The organism is Streptomyces sp. Q6, from assembly GCF_036967205.1.
GTDB lineage: Bacteria > Actinomycetota > Actinomycetes > Streptomycetales > Streptomycetaceae > Streptomyces > Streptomyces citrinus.
On record NZ_CP146022.1, the window covers coordinates 5139791 to 5154585 of the forward strand.

10 protein-coding genes, 1 pseudogene and 1 riboswitch are annotated in these 14795 nt (G+C 70.9%); of the genes and pseudogenes, 4 read left to right on the plus strand and 7 right to left on the minus strand.

The features are described 5' to 3' along the window. Position 1: 1 nt before the first annotated feature. The 4 genes from V2W30_RS24055 to V2W30_RS24070 all read right to left on the minus strand — a co-directional run bounded on the left by V2W30_RS24055 (position 2) and on the right by V2W30_RS24070 (position 5431). Positions 2-1327: a CDP-glycerol glycerophosphotransferase family protein gene (locus tag V2W30_RS24055; RefSeq protein ID WP_338703738.1), complete on the minus strand. Its 1326-nt coding sequence runs from the start codon at positions 1325-1327 to the stop codon at positions 2-4. A gap of 134 nt (positions 1328-1461) precedes the next feature. Next, positions 1462-3582, minus strand: a complete 2121-nt coding sequence (locus V2W30_RS24060; protein WP_338699640.1) for a glycosyltransferase family 2 protein — start codon at positions 3580-3582, stop codon at positions 1462-1464. Between the two features lie 93 nt (positions 3583-3675). Then, a complete protein-coding gene (locus V2W30_RS24065; protein WP_338699641.1) occupies positions 3676-4509 on the minus strand; it encodes an ABC transporter ATP-binding protein in 834 nt (277 codons plus the stop codon). Further along, positions 4502-5431, minus strand: a complete 930-nt coding sequence (locus V2W30_RS24070; protein ID WP_338699642.1) for an ABC transporter permease — start codon at positions 5429-5431, stop codon at positions 4502-4504. Before V2W30_RS24070 ends, V2W30_RS24065 begins: the two co-directional genes overlap by 8 nt. A gap of 169 nt (positions 5432-5600) precedes the next feature. Between V2W30_RS24070 and V2W30_RS24075 the strand changes: the two genes are divergently transcribed. Continuing rightward, a complete protein-coding gene (locus V2W30_RS24075; protein ID WP_338699643.1) occupies positions 5601-6263 on the plus strand; it encodes a TetR/AcrR family transcriptional regulator in 663 nt (220 codons plus the stop codon). A gap of 211 nt (positions 6264-6474) precedes the next feature. On the opposite strand, the pseudogene V2W30_RS24080 reads toward V2W30_RS24075, so the two are convergent. Together V2W30_RS24080 and V2W30_RS24085 are read right to left on the minus strand one after the other, a co-directional pair. Further along, a pseudogene (locus V2W30_RS24080) lies at positions 6475-7355 on the minus strand (sigma-70 family RNA polymerase sigma factor). A 134-nt stretch (positions 7356-7489) separates the two neighbouring features. Beyond that, positions 7490-8587 carry a C40 family peptidase gene (locus tag V2W30_RS24085; protein WP_338699645.1) on the minus strand — a complete coding sequence of 366 codons (1098 nt, stop codon included), beginning with the start codon at positions 8585-8587 and terminating at the stop codon, positions 7490-7492. A 353-nt stretch (positions 8588-8940) separates the two neighbouring features. On the opposite strand from V2W30_RS24085, the gene V2W30_RS24090 reads away from it, so the two are divergent. Beyond that, positions 8941-9294, plus strand: a complete 354-nt coding sequence (locus tag V2W30_RS24090; protein ID WP_338699647.1) for a hypothetical protein — start codon at positions 8941-8943, stop codon at positions 9292-9294. Positions 9295-9386: 92 nt separating this feature from the next. Here the strand turns inward: V2W30_RS24090 and V2W30_RS24095 are convergent, their stop codons facing one another. Beyond that, on the minus strand, positions 9387-10574 hold the full coding sequence (locus tag V2W30_RS24095) for an NlpC/P60 family protein (RefSeq protein ID WP_338699649.1): 1188 nt from the start codon (positions 10572-10574) through the stop codon (positions 9387-9389). An 8-nt stretch (positions 10575-10582) separates the two neighbouring features. Beyond that, positions 10583-10764, minus strand: a riboswitch (cyclic di-AMP (ydaO/yuaA leader). A gap of 269 nt (positions 10765-11033) precedes the next feature. Here V2W30_RS24095 and V2W30_RS24100 point away from each other — a divergent pair. Further along, complete coding sequence (locus V2W30_RS24100) at positions 11034-12140, plus strand: ScyD/ScyE family protein (protein WP_338699651.1); 1107 nt, start codon at positions 11034-11036, stop codon at positions 12138-12140. Positions 12141-12244: 104 nt separating this feature from the next. Then, the gene (pcrA, locus tag V2W30_RS24105) at positions 12245-14719 is read left to right on the plus strand and encodes a DNA helicase PcrA (protein WP_338699653.1); all 2475 of its coding nucleotides are present in this window, start codon (positions 12245-12247) and stop codon (positions 14717-14719) included. Positions 14720-14795 lie beyond the last annotated feature (76 nt).

A 14795-nucleotide genomic window follows, 5' to 3' on the forward strand; every position in this document is an offset into this window, starting at 1 on the left:
GTCACGCCCCGCCCTTCTCCAGCATCCGGTCCACCACGCGGCGCGCCGCCCGCCCGTCGTCCAGGTCGCAGAACGCCGCGCGGAAGTCCGCGTACGCCCGCTCGTACGGGGCCGTCGCCGCCGCGGTGTCCCGCAGCGCCGCGATCAGCGCGTCCGACGTCGCGAGCAGCGGGCCCGGCGCCCGCTCCTCGAAGTCGAAGTAGAAGCCGCGCAGCCGGTCCCGGTAGTGCTCCAGGTCGTACGTGAAGAACAGCATCGGGCGGCCGGTCACCGCGAAGTCGAACATCACCGAGGAGTAGTCGGTGACCAGGACGTCCGCGACGAGCAGCAGATCCATCATGTCCGTGACGCCGGCCTGCGCCGACACGTCGTGGACGAACCCGTCGCCGGCGCCCGGCACCGGCTCGGCGACGTGCGCGTGCGGCCGGACGAGCAGCACATGGTCCTCGCCCAACGCCCGCTCGGCCGCGTCCAGTTCGATCCGCAGGTCGAGGAGGAAGCCGCCCCGGTGGCGCTGCTTGTCCTCGCGCCAGGTCGGCGCGTACAGGATGACCTTCTTGCCCTCGGGCAGGCCGAGCCGCTCGCGGACCTCGGCGGCACGCTTGGCGCGGTCGGGGGAGAGGAGGACGTCGTTGCGCGGGTAGCCGGCCTCGACGAGGTCGCCCTCGTAGCGGAAGGCGCGGCGCAGGATCGGCGTCGAGAAGCTGTTCGGGGACAGCAGCATCGACCACTGGCGGCGCTCGCGGTCCAGGTCCTCCAGGTACGCCGTCGACGCGAAGTGCTCGTTGTCGAAGTCGAAGCCGATGCGCTTGAGCGGGGTGCCGTGCCAGGTCTGCACGATCTGCTGTCCGGGGCGGCGCTCCAGCCACTTCGGGAAGTGCGTGTTGCCCACGATGTACCGGGAGCGGGCCATCGCCTCGTAGTACTCGGGGCTGTGCACGCGCAGCGCCCGCGCGGTCGGCGGCACCTCGCACTGCCCGTCCCGCACCACCCACAGGTGCTCCAGCTCCTCGCCCCTGCGCACCAGTTCCTCGTGGACGGCGCGCGGCGAGTCGCCGTACATGCGGCCGCCGAACACGTCGTAGACGACGGCGTCGCGCAGCGGCTCGTGACGGGCCAGCGGGTACGCGTGCTCACGCAGCCGGGTCTGGCGGTGGCGGCTGCGCTCGGCGGGCCGCAGCTCCGAGTGGGCGAGGAGGGCGAGCTGGTCGTACTGGCGGGCCTGGAGCTCGATCCGCTTGCCGCCCGCGGTCACGTCGAGGGGCAGGTCCCGCTGCGCCGCCGGGGCGAGCTGCACCGAACTGCGGGTGCCGTCCGCGCGCTCCACGGACGGCCACCAGAACCCGGAGCGCAGCGGGAGCCCGGCGTGCGGCGGTGCCGGGGTGAAGTTCGCGCGGAACGTGCCGTCCGCGGCCTGCGCGGGGAACGCGTACTCGTGCCCGGACCACGTCTGGCGCAGGATCAGGCGCAGGGCGTGGGTACCGGGCGCCGGGTAGCTGCCGCTGAGGGTGACGGTGCCGTCCGCGTGGGCGGTGACCCGCTCGACCAGCGGCTGCGCGGGCTGGTCGACGAGCTGGAGGTAGCCGCCCGGCGAGCGCCGCGCGTACAACGCGCGCTCCCCGTTGGGGAACTGGGCCCCGCTGTAGCCCTCGCGGTCGTCGAGCACGAGGGCGAGACGGACGGGCCGCTCGGCGTCCTCGGGCCCGAGCAGGACCGAGGTGTCCCAGCGGGCGATCGAGCGTTCGGCCTGTGTCGGGCGCAGCCGCTCGTGGTGGTCGCGGGCCGCGCGCAGGTCCGTCTCCCGCACGCGGGCCGTGAACGGCACCCGGCCGTCCGCGTCCGGCAGCCCGAGGTCCAGCGGCGCGAGCAGCACCCGCCCGGCCTCGCGGTAGCGCAGTCGCAGGGCGGCCGGGCCCTCCGGCGCCGTACGCAGCACACCGCGGACGACCAGGTCGCCGTCCGCGTAACGGACTTCGAGGGCGCGGGCCTGTGCCGTCTCCACGCGCAGGTGCAGGATGCCGTCCTGGATCTGCGGGGCGACGCGGACGTCGGGGAGACCCAGTGGGCGGGCGGCGTCTGACCGGTGCCGGTGCGGGCGCCGTGCAGCGGGCCGCGGCGCGGCGTCGCGCGCGTGCCGCCGACCGCGATCCGCACATGCCAGATGCCGTCGGTCCACCGGCCGCGCCGCCTGAGCCGGTCCGGGTTCACGGTGGCCGTGAACCCCGCCCAGTCCGCGTGCCGGAACTCCGCGCCCGAGGCGACCGTGGCCTCCGGGTCGTAGTGGCTGCGCGCCGGGACGACGACCTTCTTGCGGCCGCCCTTCTCGCTCAGGACGAGCGTCTTCAGGGACTGCCCGCGCGTCTCGGCCCCCAGCTGCCGGGCGAACGCCCAACCGCTCAGCCGCAGCTTCCCGTCCTCGTCCCACGTCACCGTGTCGAGCCGGCTGCGCAGCCCCAACTCCTGGTGGTCCAGGCGTAGTACGGAGTCGGGGACGGGCCGCGCCGCGTCCAGGAACGGGTAGGCGGCGCGCGGCCGCAGCACCCCCGCCACCGGGATCGAACCGCCGTGCTTCTTCTCGTACTCCAGGAGCGCGATCAGCTCGTCGACGCGCCGGTGCACCGTCAGATAGATCTTGAGCTTGTGCGGTACGGGCAGCGCGCGGACCTTGTCCTGCCCGATGTCCCGCGCGAGCCGCCCCACCTGGTCGAGGAACGCCGTCCGGTACGCCGGGTCCGAGCCCGGCAGCACCTTCCAGAACAGCGGCATCTCCTCGTACAGGGCGTTGCGGTCGTAGACCGCGAGGTGGTCCGCGTACATCGGGTCGGAGCCGATCCGCTCGCTCAGGAAGTCGCGCACCATGCGGATCGAGCGCACCCGGTCGGTCAGGCCGCGCGGGTCGGTGCGGTTCTGGGTGATGGAGCGCTCGCCGATCTCGCGCTCGCGCCAGTGGTAGATCGGCTCGCTGAGCACGTCGACGGAGTCGGCGAGGTAGTGCGCGGGGATGCTGACCGGCGCGTCCTCGTAGAGCATCCCCTCGGGGTACGCGAGCGCGTGCCGCTCCCAGAAGGCGCGGCGGTAGACCTTGTTCCAGGCGGTGCGGTCGGTCAGCAGCGGCCGGAACGACGAGATGTGCGTGCGCAGGCGGGTCGTCGCGAAGGGGGTGCGGTGCACCGGGGACTGGACGTGACCCGCGGATCTGAAGCGGGTCACGTTCCCGGCGGCGAAGTCCGAGCCGGTCTCGTCGAGCGTCTCGATGAGCAGCTCGTACGCGTTCGGCGGGAGGGTGTCGTCACTGTCGACGAACGCCAGGTACTCGGCCCGGGGGTCCATGGCGCGCACCCCGGTGTTGCGGGCGGCGCCCAGGCCCCGGTTCGGCTGGGATATCAGGCGGAAGCGGGGGTCGCGCGCGGCCCACTCGGCGGCGATCGCCGCGCTCCCGTCGGCCGAGCCGTCGTCGACCATCACCACCTCGAAGGCGGTGAAGGTCTGGGCGGCCAGGGACCTGAGGCACTCGTCGAGGTACAGCTCGACGTTGTAGACGGGGACGATCACACTCAGCCGGGGGTTGGCCGTGGCCTGCACACGCACTCCTTGTCCTCATTTGCTGACCGCTCAGGCGCACCATAGTGGCACTAAACGGACAAAAGGGTAAGTTCGGTGTGCTTCTGGTGGGCCTTACGAGGGAAGAGTGGCTTTAGCCCGTTTAGGTTCCGTCTTGGGGGAATTCGTGAACCGCTCGTACTCCTTGAGCACCGCGTCCGTCGGCCCGTCCATGAGCAGCTCGCCGCGCTCCAGCCACAGCACCCGGTCGCAGGTGTCACGGATCGACTTGTTGCTGTGGCTGACCAGGAAGACCGTCCCCGCGCGCTTGCGCAGCTCGCGGATCCGCTCCTCGGAGCGCTTCTGGAAGGACCGGTCGCCGGTGGCGAGCGCCTCGTCGATCAGCAGCACGTCGTGGTCCTTGGCCGCGGCGATGGAGAACCGCAGCCGGGCCGCCATGCCGGACGAGTACGTCCGCATCGGCAGCGTGATGAAGTCGCCCTTGTCGTTGATGCCGGAGAAGTCGACGATGTCGTCGTAGCGGTCGCGCACCTGCTCGCGGGTCATGCCCATCGCGAGGCCGCCGAGCCGGACGTTGCGCTCGCCGGTGAGGTCGCTCATCAGCGCCGCGTTCACACCGAGCAGCGAGGGCTGGCCGTCGGTGAAGATCTGCCCGTTCTCGGTCGGCAGCAGCCCGGCGACCGCCTTGAGCAGCGTCGACTTGCCCGAGCCGTTCGTGCCGATGAGTCCGATGGCCTCGCCGCGGTAGGCGGTGAACGAGACGTTCCGGACGGCGTGCACCGTCCGTACGCCCGCCCGCTTCTCGGCCTTCTTCCTGCCGCCGATGATGCGGTTGAGGGCGGCGGTCGCGGAGCCGCGGCCCGCACCCGTGCCGTTGACGCGGTAGACGATGTCGACGCCGTCGACGATGACGGTGGGAACCCGCTGGTCGTTCGAGTGCTCAGCCACGGCCGTACGTCTCCTCTGCCTTCCAGAAGTAGATGAACCCGCCGACACCGGCGAGCAGCGCCCAGCCCACGGCCCACGCCCAGACGTGCGCCGGCAACTGGTCCGCGGTGAAGCTGTCGATCAGCGCGAACCGCATCAGGTCGATGTAGACGGCGGCCGGGTTGGTCTGGAGCAGCGTGATCACGATCGGCGGGAAGCCCTTCCCCTCCGTCAGATGGGTCAGGCTCCACATCACTCCGGACACGTACATCCACGTACGCAGCAGGAACGGCATGAGCTGCGCGATGTCCGGGGTGTGCGCGCCGAGCCGCGCCATGATCATGGCGACCCCGGTGTTGAAGACGAACTGGAGCAGCAGCGCCGGGACCACCAGGAGCCAGGACGCGGTCGGCGGGACGCCGAAGCAGAGCAGGATGACGACCAGCGCGCACATCGAGAACAGCAACTGCTGGAGCTGCTGGAGACAGTACGAGACCGGCAGCGACGCCCGCGGGAAGTGCAGGGCCCGCACCAGGCCGAGGCTCCCGGAGATCGCCTTCGTCCCGGCCATCACGGACGACTGCGTGAACGTCCACACGAAGACGCCGGTGACCAGGAACGGGATGTAGTCGGGCACACCCCGGCTGGTCCCCATCAGGACGCCGAAGATGAAGAAGTAGACCGCCGCGTTCAGCAGCGGAGTGGCCACCTGCCAGACCTGGCCGAGCTTCGCCTGGCTGTACTGCGAGGTGAGCTTGGCGGTGGCGAACGCCGTGATGAAGTGGCGCCGCTGCCACAGCCGGCGCACGTACGCGGGCAGCGAGGGGCGCGCGCCGCTGACGGTCAGACCGTACCGGGCGGCGAGGACGGCGGGGTCCTCGGCGTCGGTTCCCCGAGGGGGGAACGGTGCCGGTGCGGGAGGCGTGTCCAGGACCTGACTCACATCCGCTGCTTTCGCTCGAGGGGTGGGGCGGGGCGACCGGAGGGCTGTCTTCGCCGTGCCTTAACGTCCCGTTCACGTCGGAACGGGTCCGTATCGTCGTGACGTGAGACTAGGACGATCCGACGTCGGAACGCAACCGTTTCGTCGTCGCGCGCCTATGCTTTGCCATATGACGACCAACGCCGACTCCTCCTCCGAGCTCTCGGCTCCGCTCGGGCAGGGGGGACCCCCTTCGCGGACGCGTCGCAGGGCCCCCGCGGGCGCCGCCGTACTCCGTGAGGACGTCACGGAAGCCATCCGCGCCGCCGTCTTCGAGGAACTCGCCGCCGTCGGCTACGCGCGCATGTCCATCGAGGGCATCGCGCGCCGCGCTGGCGTCGGCAAGACGGCCGTCTACCGCCGCTGGCGCTCCAAGCTCCACCTGGTCCTCGACCTGGTCTCCGCCATAGCGGTGCAGGGCCTGCCCGCCCCCGACACCGGCAGCCTGGAGGGCGACCTGCTGCTGCTCTACCAGGTCACGTCACGGGCCCTGAAGCACCCGGTGGCCGGCCAGATCATCCCCGACCTCCAGGCGGAGGCGGCCCGCAACCCCGAGATCGCCGACGCCATGCAGAAGGCACTGCGCGAGGGGCAGCACGGGGTGGCGAGCGGCATCGTGCGCTCGGCCGTGACCCGGGGCGACCTGCGCGACGGCCTCGACGAGGAACTCGCCCTCGATCTGATCTCCGGCCCGCTCTACTGGCGCTCGGTCGTCGTCCGTACGCCGGAACTGCCCAAGGGACACCTCAAGCGGCTCGCCGCGGCGACGGCGGCGGCGCTCAAGGCGCTGTAGGCGCTGGCGGCGCTGTCGGCGTCGTTTGTGGACATCCTTTTGTTGGCGTTGGCGTTGGCGTTGGCGTTGGCGTTGGCGTTGGCGTTGGCGTTGGCGTTGGCGGATGCGCACCGGTGTCGGCGGATGCGTACCGGTGTCTTTTCGGGGGCGGTGGTGATGGGCCCGGTGTGGGCCAGGCCGCCGTCCGCCCCGTGACAGAAGCAGGGCGGGTCTAGGGCCGGGCCTCCTCGTCCGCCGTCACGATCTCCAGTTTCGCTAGCGCCGTTTCCTCCGCGACGACGTCGATCCCGGTGATCGCGCCCTGCGTGTCGAACGTGAACGTGAGGACCAGGGCCAGGCGGCCTCCCCGTGCCATGACCAGGCCGGGGACCCCGTCGATGAGGGCCACGCCGGTGAGGCGGGCGCGGGACACCGCCGCCATCGCGCTCTCGGCCACCGCCCGCGCCCCGGCGAGACGCACCGGCTGCGGGGTCGGGATGACCGCCGCGTCCGCGCGCAGGACGACGTCGGGCGCCAGGAGCGAGAGCAGGGACTGGAAGTCGCCGCCCCGGGTCGCCGCGAGGAACGCGTCCACCGCGCTGCGGCGCCGCGTCAGATCCGGGTCCGGCGCGGGCCGCGCCCCTTGACCCGGCGCCGGGCGCGGCTGGCGAGCTGGCGCACGGAGGCCGTGGTGCGGTCGAGGAGCGGCGCGATCTGCTCGAACGGCACCGCGAACGTGTCGTGCAGGACGAACGCCACGCGCTCCGCGGGGGAGAGCGTGTCCAGGACGACGAGGAGCGCCACGCCGACCTCGTCGGCGAGCAGCGCCTCCTCCTCGGGGTGGCCCTGCTCGTCCGGACCGAGCGCGGGGTCGGCGGGGCGCTCGTCGAGCGGGTCCTCGCGGCGGGTGTCGCGCGAACGCAGCATGTTGAGACAGACCCGCGCGACGACCGTGGTCAGCCAGCCCGCGAGGTTCGCCACGTCCGACGTGTCGGCGCGGGCGGCCCGGATCCAGGCCTCCTGCACCGCGTCCTCCGCCTCGCTGAGCGAACCGAGGATCCGGTACGCCACCGAGCGCAGGCGCGGCCGCTGTTCCTCGAACCGCCGCGCCAGCTCGTCCTCGTTCGGCGCGCCAACAGCCCTGTCCGTCACGTGCGTTCCCCCGATGCCCCGCGTGCGATCCATGCGATCAGCGTGATCCATGCGATCAGTGCGTTCAGTGCGTTCAGGAGAGTAGATCACGCTGTTCAGGCCACGCGGGTGGCTCCCGCGAAGGGCATCTCGTCGATCGGCGCGATCCGTACGGGCGCACTCGGGTTGGGGGCGTGGATCATCTGGCCGTTGCCGATGTAGAGGCCGACATGGCTGATCCCGGAGTAGAAGAACACCAGGTCGCCCGGCTGGAGTTGGGACTTGGGGACGCGCTGCCCCGCGTTGATCTGCGCGTACGTGGTGCGGGGGAGGGAGACTCCCGCGGCCCGGTACGCGGCCTGGGTCAGGCCCGAGCAGTCGAAGGCGTTGGGCCCCGTGGCGCCCCAGACGTACGGGCTGCCGAGGGCGCCCCGCGCGTAGGAGATGGCCGCCGCCGCCCGGGAGTTGGTGGACGCGCCGGAGCCTGCGGCGAGGTCGTCACGGGAGGTGGCGCGAGAGGCGTGCTCGGCGTCTGCGGAACCGTCGGCGCCCCCCGAACCGCCCGAGCCGCCGGAGCCGCCGGAGATGAGCGTGCGGTCGGCCGGGTCCAGGCGGTCGAGGAGCCGCTTCGCCTCGCCCAGCTTCTTCGTGACCGTCTTCTTCTGGCGCTCCAACTCCCGCTGTTTGCCGCGCAGTTCGGAGAGCGTCCCGTCGGCCCGCTCCCGTACCTGGTCGATCTCGCGCAGCGCCTTGCGGACCCGGGAGACCGTGGCGGCCTGCCGGGTACCGACCCGGTCGGCGAGCGCGGCCTCGTCCAGGTAGCGGTCGGGTGTGGAGGAGAGGAGGAGCTGGACGGCCGGGTCCACGCCGCCCGTGCGGTACTGGGCCGCCGCCACCGCACCCAGCTTCTGCCGCTGGGAGTTGAGGGCTTCGGTGCGCCGGGACGCCTCGTCCTGGAGGCTGTCGACCTTCTTCTGGGCCTTCTCGGCCTTCTCCTTCGCGCCGTTGTACTTCTCGGTGGCGACCTCCGCCTCCTGGTAGAGCTTGTCGACCTTCGCTTTCACCTCGGTCGGGGAGAGCCGTGGCTCCGCGTGCGCCGCGCCGCCGTCGAAGGCGGTGGCGGTCGCCGCGGAGGCGAGGGCGAGGGTGGCCGCTGTGCGGGCCGTACTGCCACTGAGCGAGCGCTGTCGGGGCTTGCGGTGCGCTGCCGGCACGTGACGCCACGTCCTTTCGGAACGTCCTGCTTACGCGTCCGGCGGCGGCCCGCACAGGGGGAGCGGGCCGCCGCCGGACCTTTCTCGGCGGTGGTGTCCGACTGCCGCCCCTGGCCCGGGCGGCGGTGGGGAGCCGGTCACCTGAGGAAGGACGCTAAACCTGGGCGTAACGGGTTGGCGGCGGATTGTTCGCAACTGGTCCGTTTGTTATGGGTGGTGTCAGAGAGTGACAGGCGCGTGCCCGCGGATGCTCGTGCGAGGCGCTTGAGAGGTGGGGGAGTGCGAGGGAGCGCGAGGAAGTGCGTGGGGGAGCGGTGGCGGGCGACGATCACCGCCCGGTTACGCTCCGCCTCATGGACGTACTCATCCACATCTTCGTCGGCCTGCACATCATCGGCATCGCCTCCCTGCTCGGCGGCTTCCTCACGCAGATGTCCGCGATGGGGCAGGGCACGGCCCGCTTCAACAAGGCCATGCTGCACGGCGCCCTGACCATGCTGGTGACCGGCGTCGCCCTCGTCGGCCTCAATCAGGCCGACGACAACACCGTGAACAACATCAAGATCGGCGTGAAGCTGGCGATCCTGATCGTCATCCTCGGCATCGTGTACGTGAAGCGCGACGAGGAGAAGGCGGAGAAGGGCCTGTTCGCGGCGGTCGGCGGTCTGACGATCGCCAACATCTTCATCGCCGTTCTCTGGACCTGAGGGGCCTGGGAGTCCTGAGGGGGCTCAGAGACCTGTGGGTCTCGTTCGGGGCGGTGCAGCACCGCCCCGAACGAGACCCGAGTCAGGCCGGGTCAGGCCGGCCGCACCACGCTGTGGATCGACGACGTGCCGTCGTAGTAGATGGACTCCTCGCGGACGTACGCGCCCGGCTTCGGCGCGTGGATCATCATGCCGTCGCCGAGGTAGAGGCCGACGTGGCTGATGTCGTCGTAGAAGAACACCAGGTCACCGGGTTGGATGTCGGACAGCGGCACCGTCGTGCCGAACTCGACCTGGTCCCACGTGGTGCGCGGCAGTGAGATGCCGGCCGCCTTCCACGCGGCCTGCGTGAGCCCCGAGCAGTCGTACGAGTCCGGGCCCGTCGCGCCCCACACGTACGGCTTGCCCTCCTGCGCCTTGGCGAACGCGAGCGCCTTCGCGGCCTTGGTGGCGTACGAGTCGGAGGCCGAGGAACCGGAGTCCGAGGAGCCCGTGTCGGACGACGAGCCCGCGGCCTCCTCCTGCTGGGCGGCCTCCTCGGCCGCCTCGCGCTTCGCCTCCTCATCCGCCTTCTGCTGGGCGGCGAGCTCCGCGGCCTTCTTGGCGGCCGCCTCCTGCTTGGCCTTCTCGATGGCCGCGAGACGCGCCTTCTCCTCGGCGGTCAGCTTGGAGAGCAGTTGGCGCGCGTCGGACAGCTTGGTCTGCACGTCCTGCTTGGTGGTCTTCAGCTCGGCCTGCGACGTGGTCAGGTCCTCGAGGCCGGCCTGCGCCTCGGTCCGCTTCTTCGCGGTGGTGCGCTGCTGGACCTGGTAGTCGTCGACGGCCTTCTTCTGCTCACCGGTGAGCCGGCTCATCAGCTGGCGCTGCGAGAAGTAGTCCTCGGGGTTGTCCGCGAGGAACATCGTCGCCGTGTCGCTGACGCCGCCCGTGCGGTACTGCTCGGCGGCGAACCGGCCCAGCTTCTGGCGTGCCGTGTTCATCTTCTCGGTGCGCTGCGCGATGTCGTCGAGGAGCTTGTCGACCTGCTTCTTCTTCCCCTCGGTCCGCTCCTTGGCCGCGTTGTACTTCTGTGTGGACACCTCGGCCTGCCGGTACAGGGTGTCGACCTTCTTCTGCACCTCTTCGATGCTCGGCCGGTCGGGCTGCGTGGGGGCGGCCTGGGCCGTCTGCGACAGCAGGGCGACGGAGGTGAGCGCGGCGGTCGTGATGCCGACGGCGGGTGTCGTACGGAGGCCGCCGGAGATCCGGGACCGGCTGCGCGGCTTGCGGTGCGACGCCAAGGCAGGCGACTCCTTCCATGGTCCGCCTACCGGGTTAGCTGTCGGGTTCGGGCGGGTGACGCTCGTCGTGCGGAAGGCTGCCCTACGGTCAACTGCCCGGTGCTGCCGGGTCGTTGGTCCGATTCACCCCAAGGTCGGTGGGTCCCCGGTTCCCTGCCTCGCGGCGTACGGAACTCAGCGGGGGCTGTCCGGTCGCCGCGTTGTTCGCGGGCGGGGGGACGGACGGCCCGCGCAGCACGGTAGCCAACTCGTGTTGCCGCTGTGAAGGTTGATGTTCGATATGCCCGATACATTTTCGTGACCTTGGATACTCCTGCGGCCCGAGCCTCTCCATGCCTGGCCGATCCGGAAGGATCTGCGACGAGTTGTCCGTAGATTGGCCGGAGTCTTCACGGAGTTACGGAGTCCGCCGACATGTCCGCACTAGGGTCCTGCTCCCGAAGGATGAGGGGGTAGCAGATGTCGATCAGCAGTCAGGGACGCAGGGCCGTGGCCGCCACCGCCGGAGCCGCGGTCGCCGTGGGGGTCGGACTGAGCGCGGGACCGGCCGCCGCCGGCGACGCGCACGGCACCGGAAAGCCGGTGGTCGAAGTGATCGCGGCGAAGCTCGACAACCCGCGCCAGCTCTCCGTCGACCACGGCCACGTCTACGTCGCCGAAGCCGGCCGGGGCGGCAAGAAGTGCCTGCCGGGCGGCGGCGGCCCCGAGGGCGACACCTGCCTCGGCACCTCGGCGGGCGTCACCAAGCTGTACCGGGACGGCGGGCGGTGGCGGCAGGCGACGTTCGTCGCCGGGCTGCCGTCGGCCGCCACCGCGGACGGCGGCTTCGCGACCGGCCTCGACGGTGTCTCCGTACGGGACGGGCGCGCGTCCGGCGTCATGACGTGGGCGCCGCCGAGCCAGGTCCCCAAAGGCAAACCGTGGAACACGCTCGGCAAACTCCTCGACCTGGACTGGGGGCACCACCGGGTCGCGGCCGACATCTCGGCCGTCGAACTGAAGTACAACCCGCACAAGGCGTCCGTCGACTCCAACCCGTACGCCGTGCTCGCGCTGCCCGACGGGCGCCGCGTCGTCGCGGACGCGGCGGGCAACGACCTCGTCGTGGTCTCGCCGGGCGGCAAGGCGAAGCCGTTCACCGTCTTCCCGAACCACAACGGCCACGAGGCCGTACCCACCTCGATCGCCCTCGGGCCCGACGGCAATCTCTACGTCGGCGACCTGAACGGCGAGGCCACCAAACCCACCGCCCGCGTCTGGAAGGTCAGCCCGCGGGGCAGGATCCTCGGCTGGACGTCCGGCTTCGGCTCGATCACCGGCGTCGCCGTCACCGAGCGGGGCGATCTCTACGTCAGCCAGCTCTTCGCCGGGACCGTCACCAGGATCGACCACGCCACGAAGAAGCGGACCAGCGTGAAGGTGCCCTTCCCGGCCGGCGTCGCCGTCGACCCGTGGGACAAGAAGGTGTACGTCTCCGCATGGTCGGTCGCGGACCGTGACGGGACGGTCATGGAGGGCGGCAAGAAGTCGCCCGGCGGACAGGTCTGGCAGATCCTCGGCTTCTGACCAGCCACTTCTCCGAATCCGGGGACGTGCGGACGGCCCGTCTTCGCGCGGTGTCGTGAAGGCGGCGGCGGGGTGTCAGTGGGGCGGCCTAGACTCGTAGAGCGATGAGCAGCCTCTTTGACGACAACTTCCTGGCCAGCCTCCAGAGCGGTACGCAGGAGCCCCCGCCGCCGCCCGAGGACACCGACCCCGCGACGGCTCCCGAGCCGATCCCGGACGACCTGTTCGGCGGGAAGTTCGACGTGCCGCCGTCCAGGGACGGCCACTACCGCGACGGTGCGCCGCGCCCGGTGATCGACTCGGCCGCGCTCCTGGACGGGCTGAACGAGAACCAGAAGGCGGCCGTCGTGCACGGCGGCTCGCCCCTGCTCATCGTCGCGGGCGCCGGTTCCGGCAAGACCCGTGTCCTGACCCACCGCATCGCGTACCTGCTCGCCGAGCGCGGGGTCCACCCCGGCCAGATCCTCGCGATCACGTTCACGAACAAGGCCGCGGGCGAGATGAAGGAGCGCGTCAGCCAGCTCGTCGGCCCGCGTGCCAACGCGATGTGGGTGTCCACTTTCCACAGCGCGTGCGTGCGCATCCTGCGCCGCGAGTCGAAGAAGCTCGGCTTCACGTCCTCCTTCTCGATCTACGACGCCGCCGACAGCAAGCGGCTCATGGCCCTGGTCTGCCGCGACCTGGATCTGGACCCGAAGAAGTTCCCGCCGAAGTCCTTCAGCTCCAAGATCTCGAACCTGAAGAACGAGCTGATCGACGAGGAGGACTTCGCCGCCACCGCCGCCGACGGCTTCGAGAAGACCCTCGCCCAGGCGTACGCGATGTACCAGTCGCGGCTCCGCGAGGCCAACGCCCTCGACTTCGACGACCTGATCATGACGACGGTGAACCTGCTGCGCGCGTTCCCCGACGTCGCCGAGCACTACCACCGCCGCTTCCGCCACGTCATGGTCGACGAGTACCAGGACACGAACCACGCGCAGTACGCGCTGGTGCGGGAGCTGGTCGGCCCGACCGACGGCGAGGGCGCCGACCCGGCCGAGCTGTGCGTCGTGGGCGACGCCGACCAGTCGATCTACGCCTTCCGCGGCGCCACGATCCGCAACATCCTCCAGTTCGAGGAGGACTACACGGACGCGACGACGATCCTCCTGGAGCAGAACTACCGCTCCACGCAGACGATCCTCACCGCGGCCAACGCGGTCATCGAGCGCAACGAATCGCGCCGCCCCAAGAACCTGTGGACGAACGCGGGCGCGGGCGCCCAGATCACCGGCTACGTCGCGGACACCGAGCACGACGAGGCGCAGTTCGTCGCCGAGGAGATTGACCGGCTCACCGACGCGGGCGACGCGAAGGCGGGCGACGTCGCCGTCTTCTACCGGACGAACGCACAGTCCCGCGTCTTCGAAGAGATCTTCATCCGCGTCGGCCTGCCCTACAAGGTCGTCGGCGGCGTCCGCTTCTACGAGCGCAAGGAGGTCCGGGACGTCCTCGCCTATCTGCGCGTGCTGTCGAACCCCGAGGACTCCGTCCCGCTCCGCCGGATCCTGAACGTGCCGAAGCGCGGCATCGGCGACCGCGCCGAAGCGATGATCGACGCCCTGTCGCAGCGCGAGAAGATCTCCTTCCCGCAGGCGCTGCGCCGCGTCGACGAGGCGTACGGCATGGCGGCCCGCTCCACGAACGCGGTGAAGCGGTTCAACACCCTCATGGAGGACCTCCGTACGATCGTCGAGTCGGGCGCGGGCCCGGCCACGGTCCTGGAAGCCGTCCTCGAACGGACGGGATACCTCGCCGAGTTGCAGGCCTCGACCGACCCCCAGGACGAGACCCGGATCGAGAACCTCCAGGAACTCGCCGCCGTGGCCCTGGAGTTCGAGCAGGAGTCCGGCGCGGCGGAGGAGAACCAGGACGTGGTGAGCGGCGGCACGCTCTCCGACTTCCTGGAGCGCGTCGCACTCGTGGCCGACTCCGACCAGATCCCGGACGAGGACGACGACGGCAGCGGCGTCATCACGCTGATGACCCTGCACACCGCGAAGGGCCTCGAATTCCCGGTCGTCTTCCTGACCGGCATGGAGGACGGCGTCTTCCCGCACATGCGCTCGCTGGGGCAGACCAAGGAACTGGAGGAGGAGCGGCGGCTCGCGTACGTCGGCATCACGCGTGCGCGCGAGCGGCTCTACCTGACGCGCTCCTCGATGCGCAGCGCCTGGGGCCAGCCCTCGTACAACCCGCCGTCCCGCTTCCTGGAGGAGATCCCGGAAGCGCACCTGGAGTGGAAGCGCAAGGGCGGTGCGGCCCCCGCGCCCTCGACCAAGAGCATCGGCGGCGGCATCGCCGCGTCCCTGTCGTCGTCCCGCTCCCGTACGACACCGGCGTTCGCCACGCGCCGCGCCAACGAGAAGCCGGTGGTGTCCCTCGCCGTCGGCGACCGCGTCACGCACGACCAGTTCGGCCTTGGCACGGTCGTCGGCGTGGGCGGCTCCGGCGGGAACGCGGAGGCGACGATCGACTTCGGCGACCCCAAGCCGAAGCGGCTGCTGCTGCGGTACGCGCCGGTCGAGAAGCTGTAGCCGGCTCCGTGGGGCCAGGGCTCTACGGAGCCAGGGTCCTATGGGGCTGCGGCTCCATGGGGCTGCGGCTCTATGG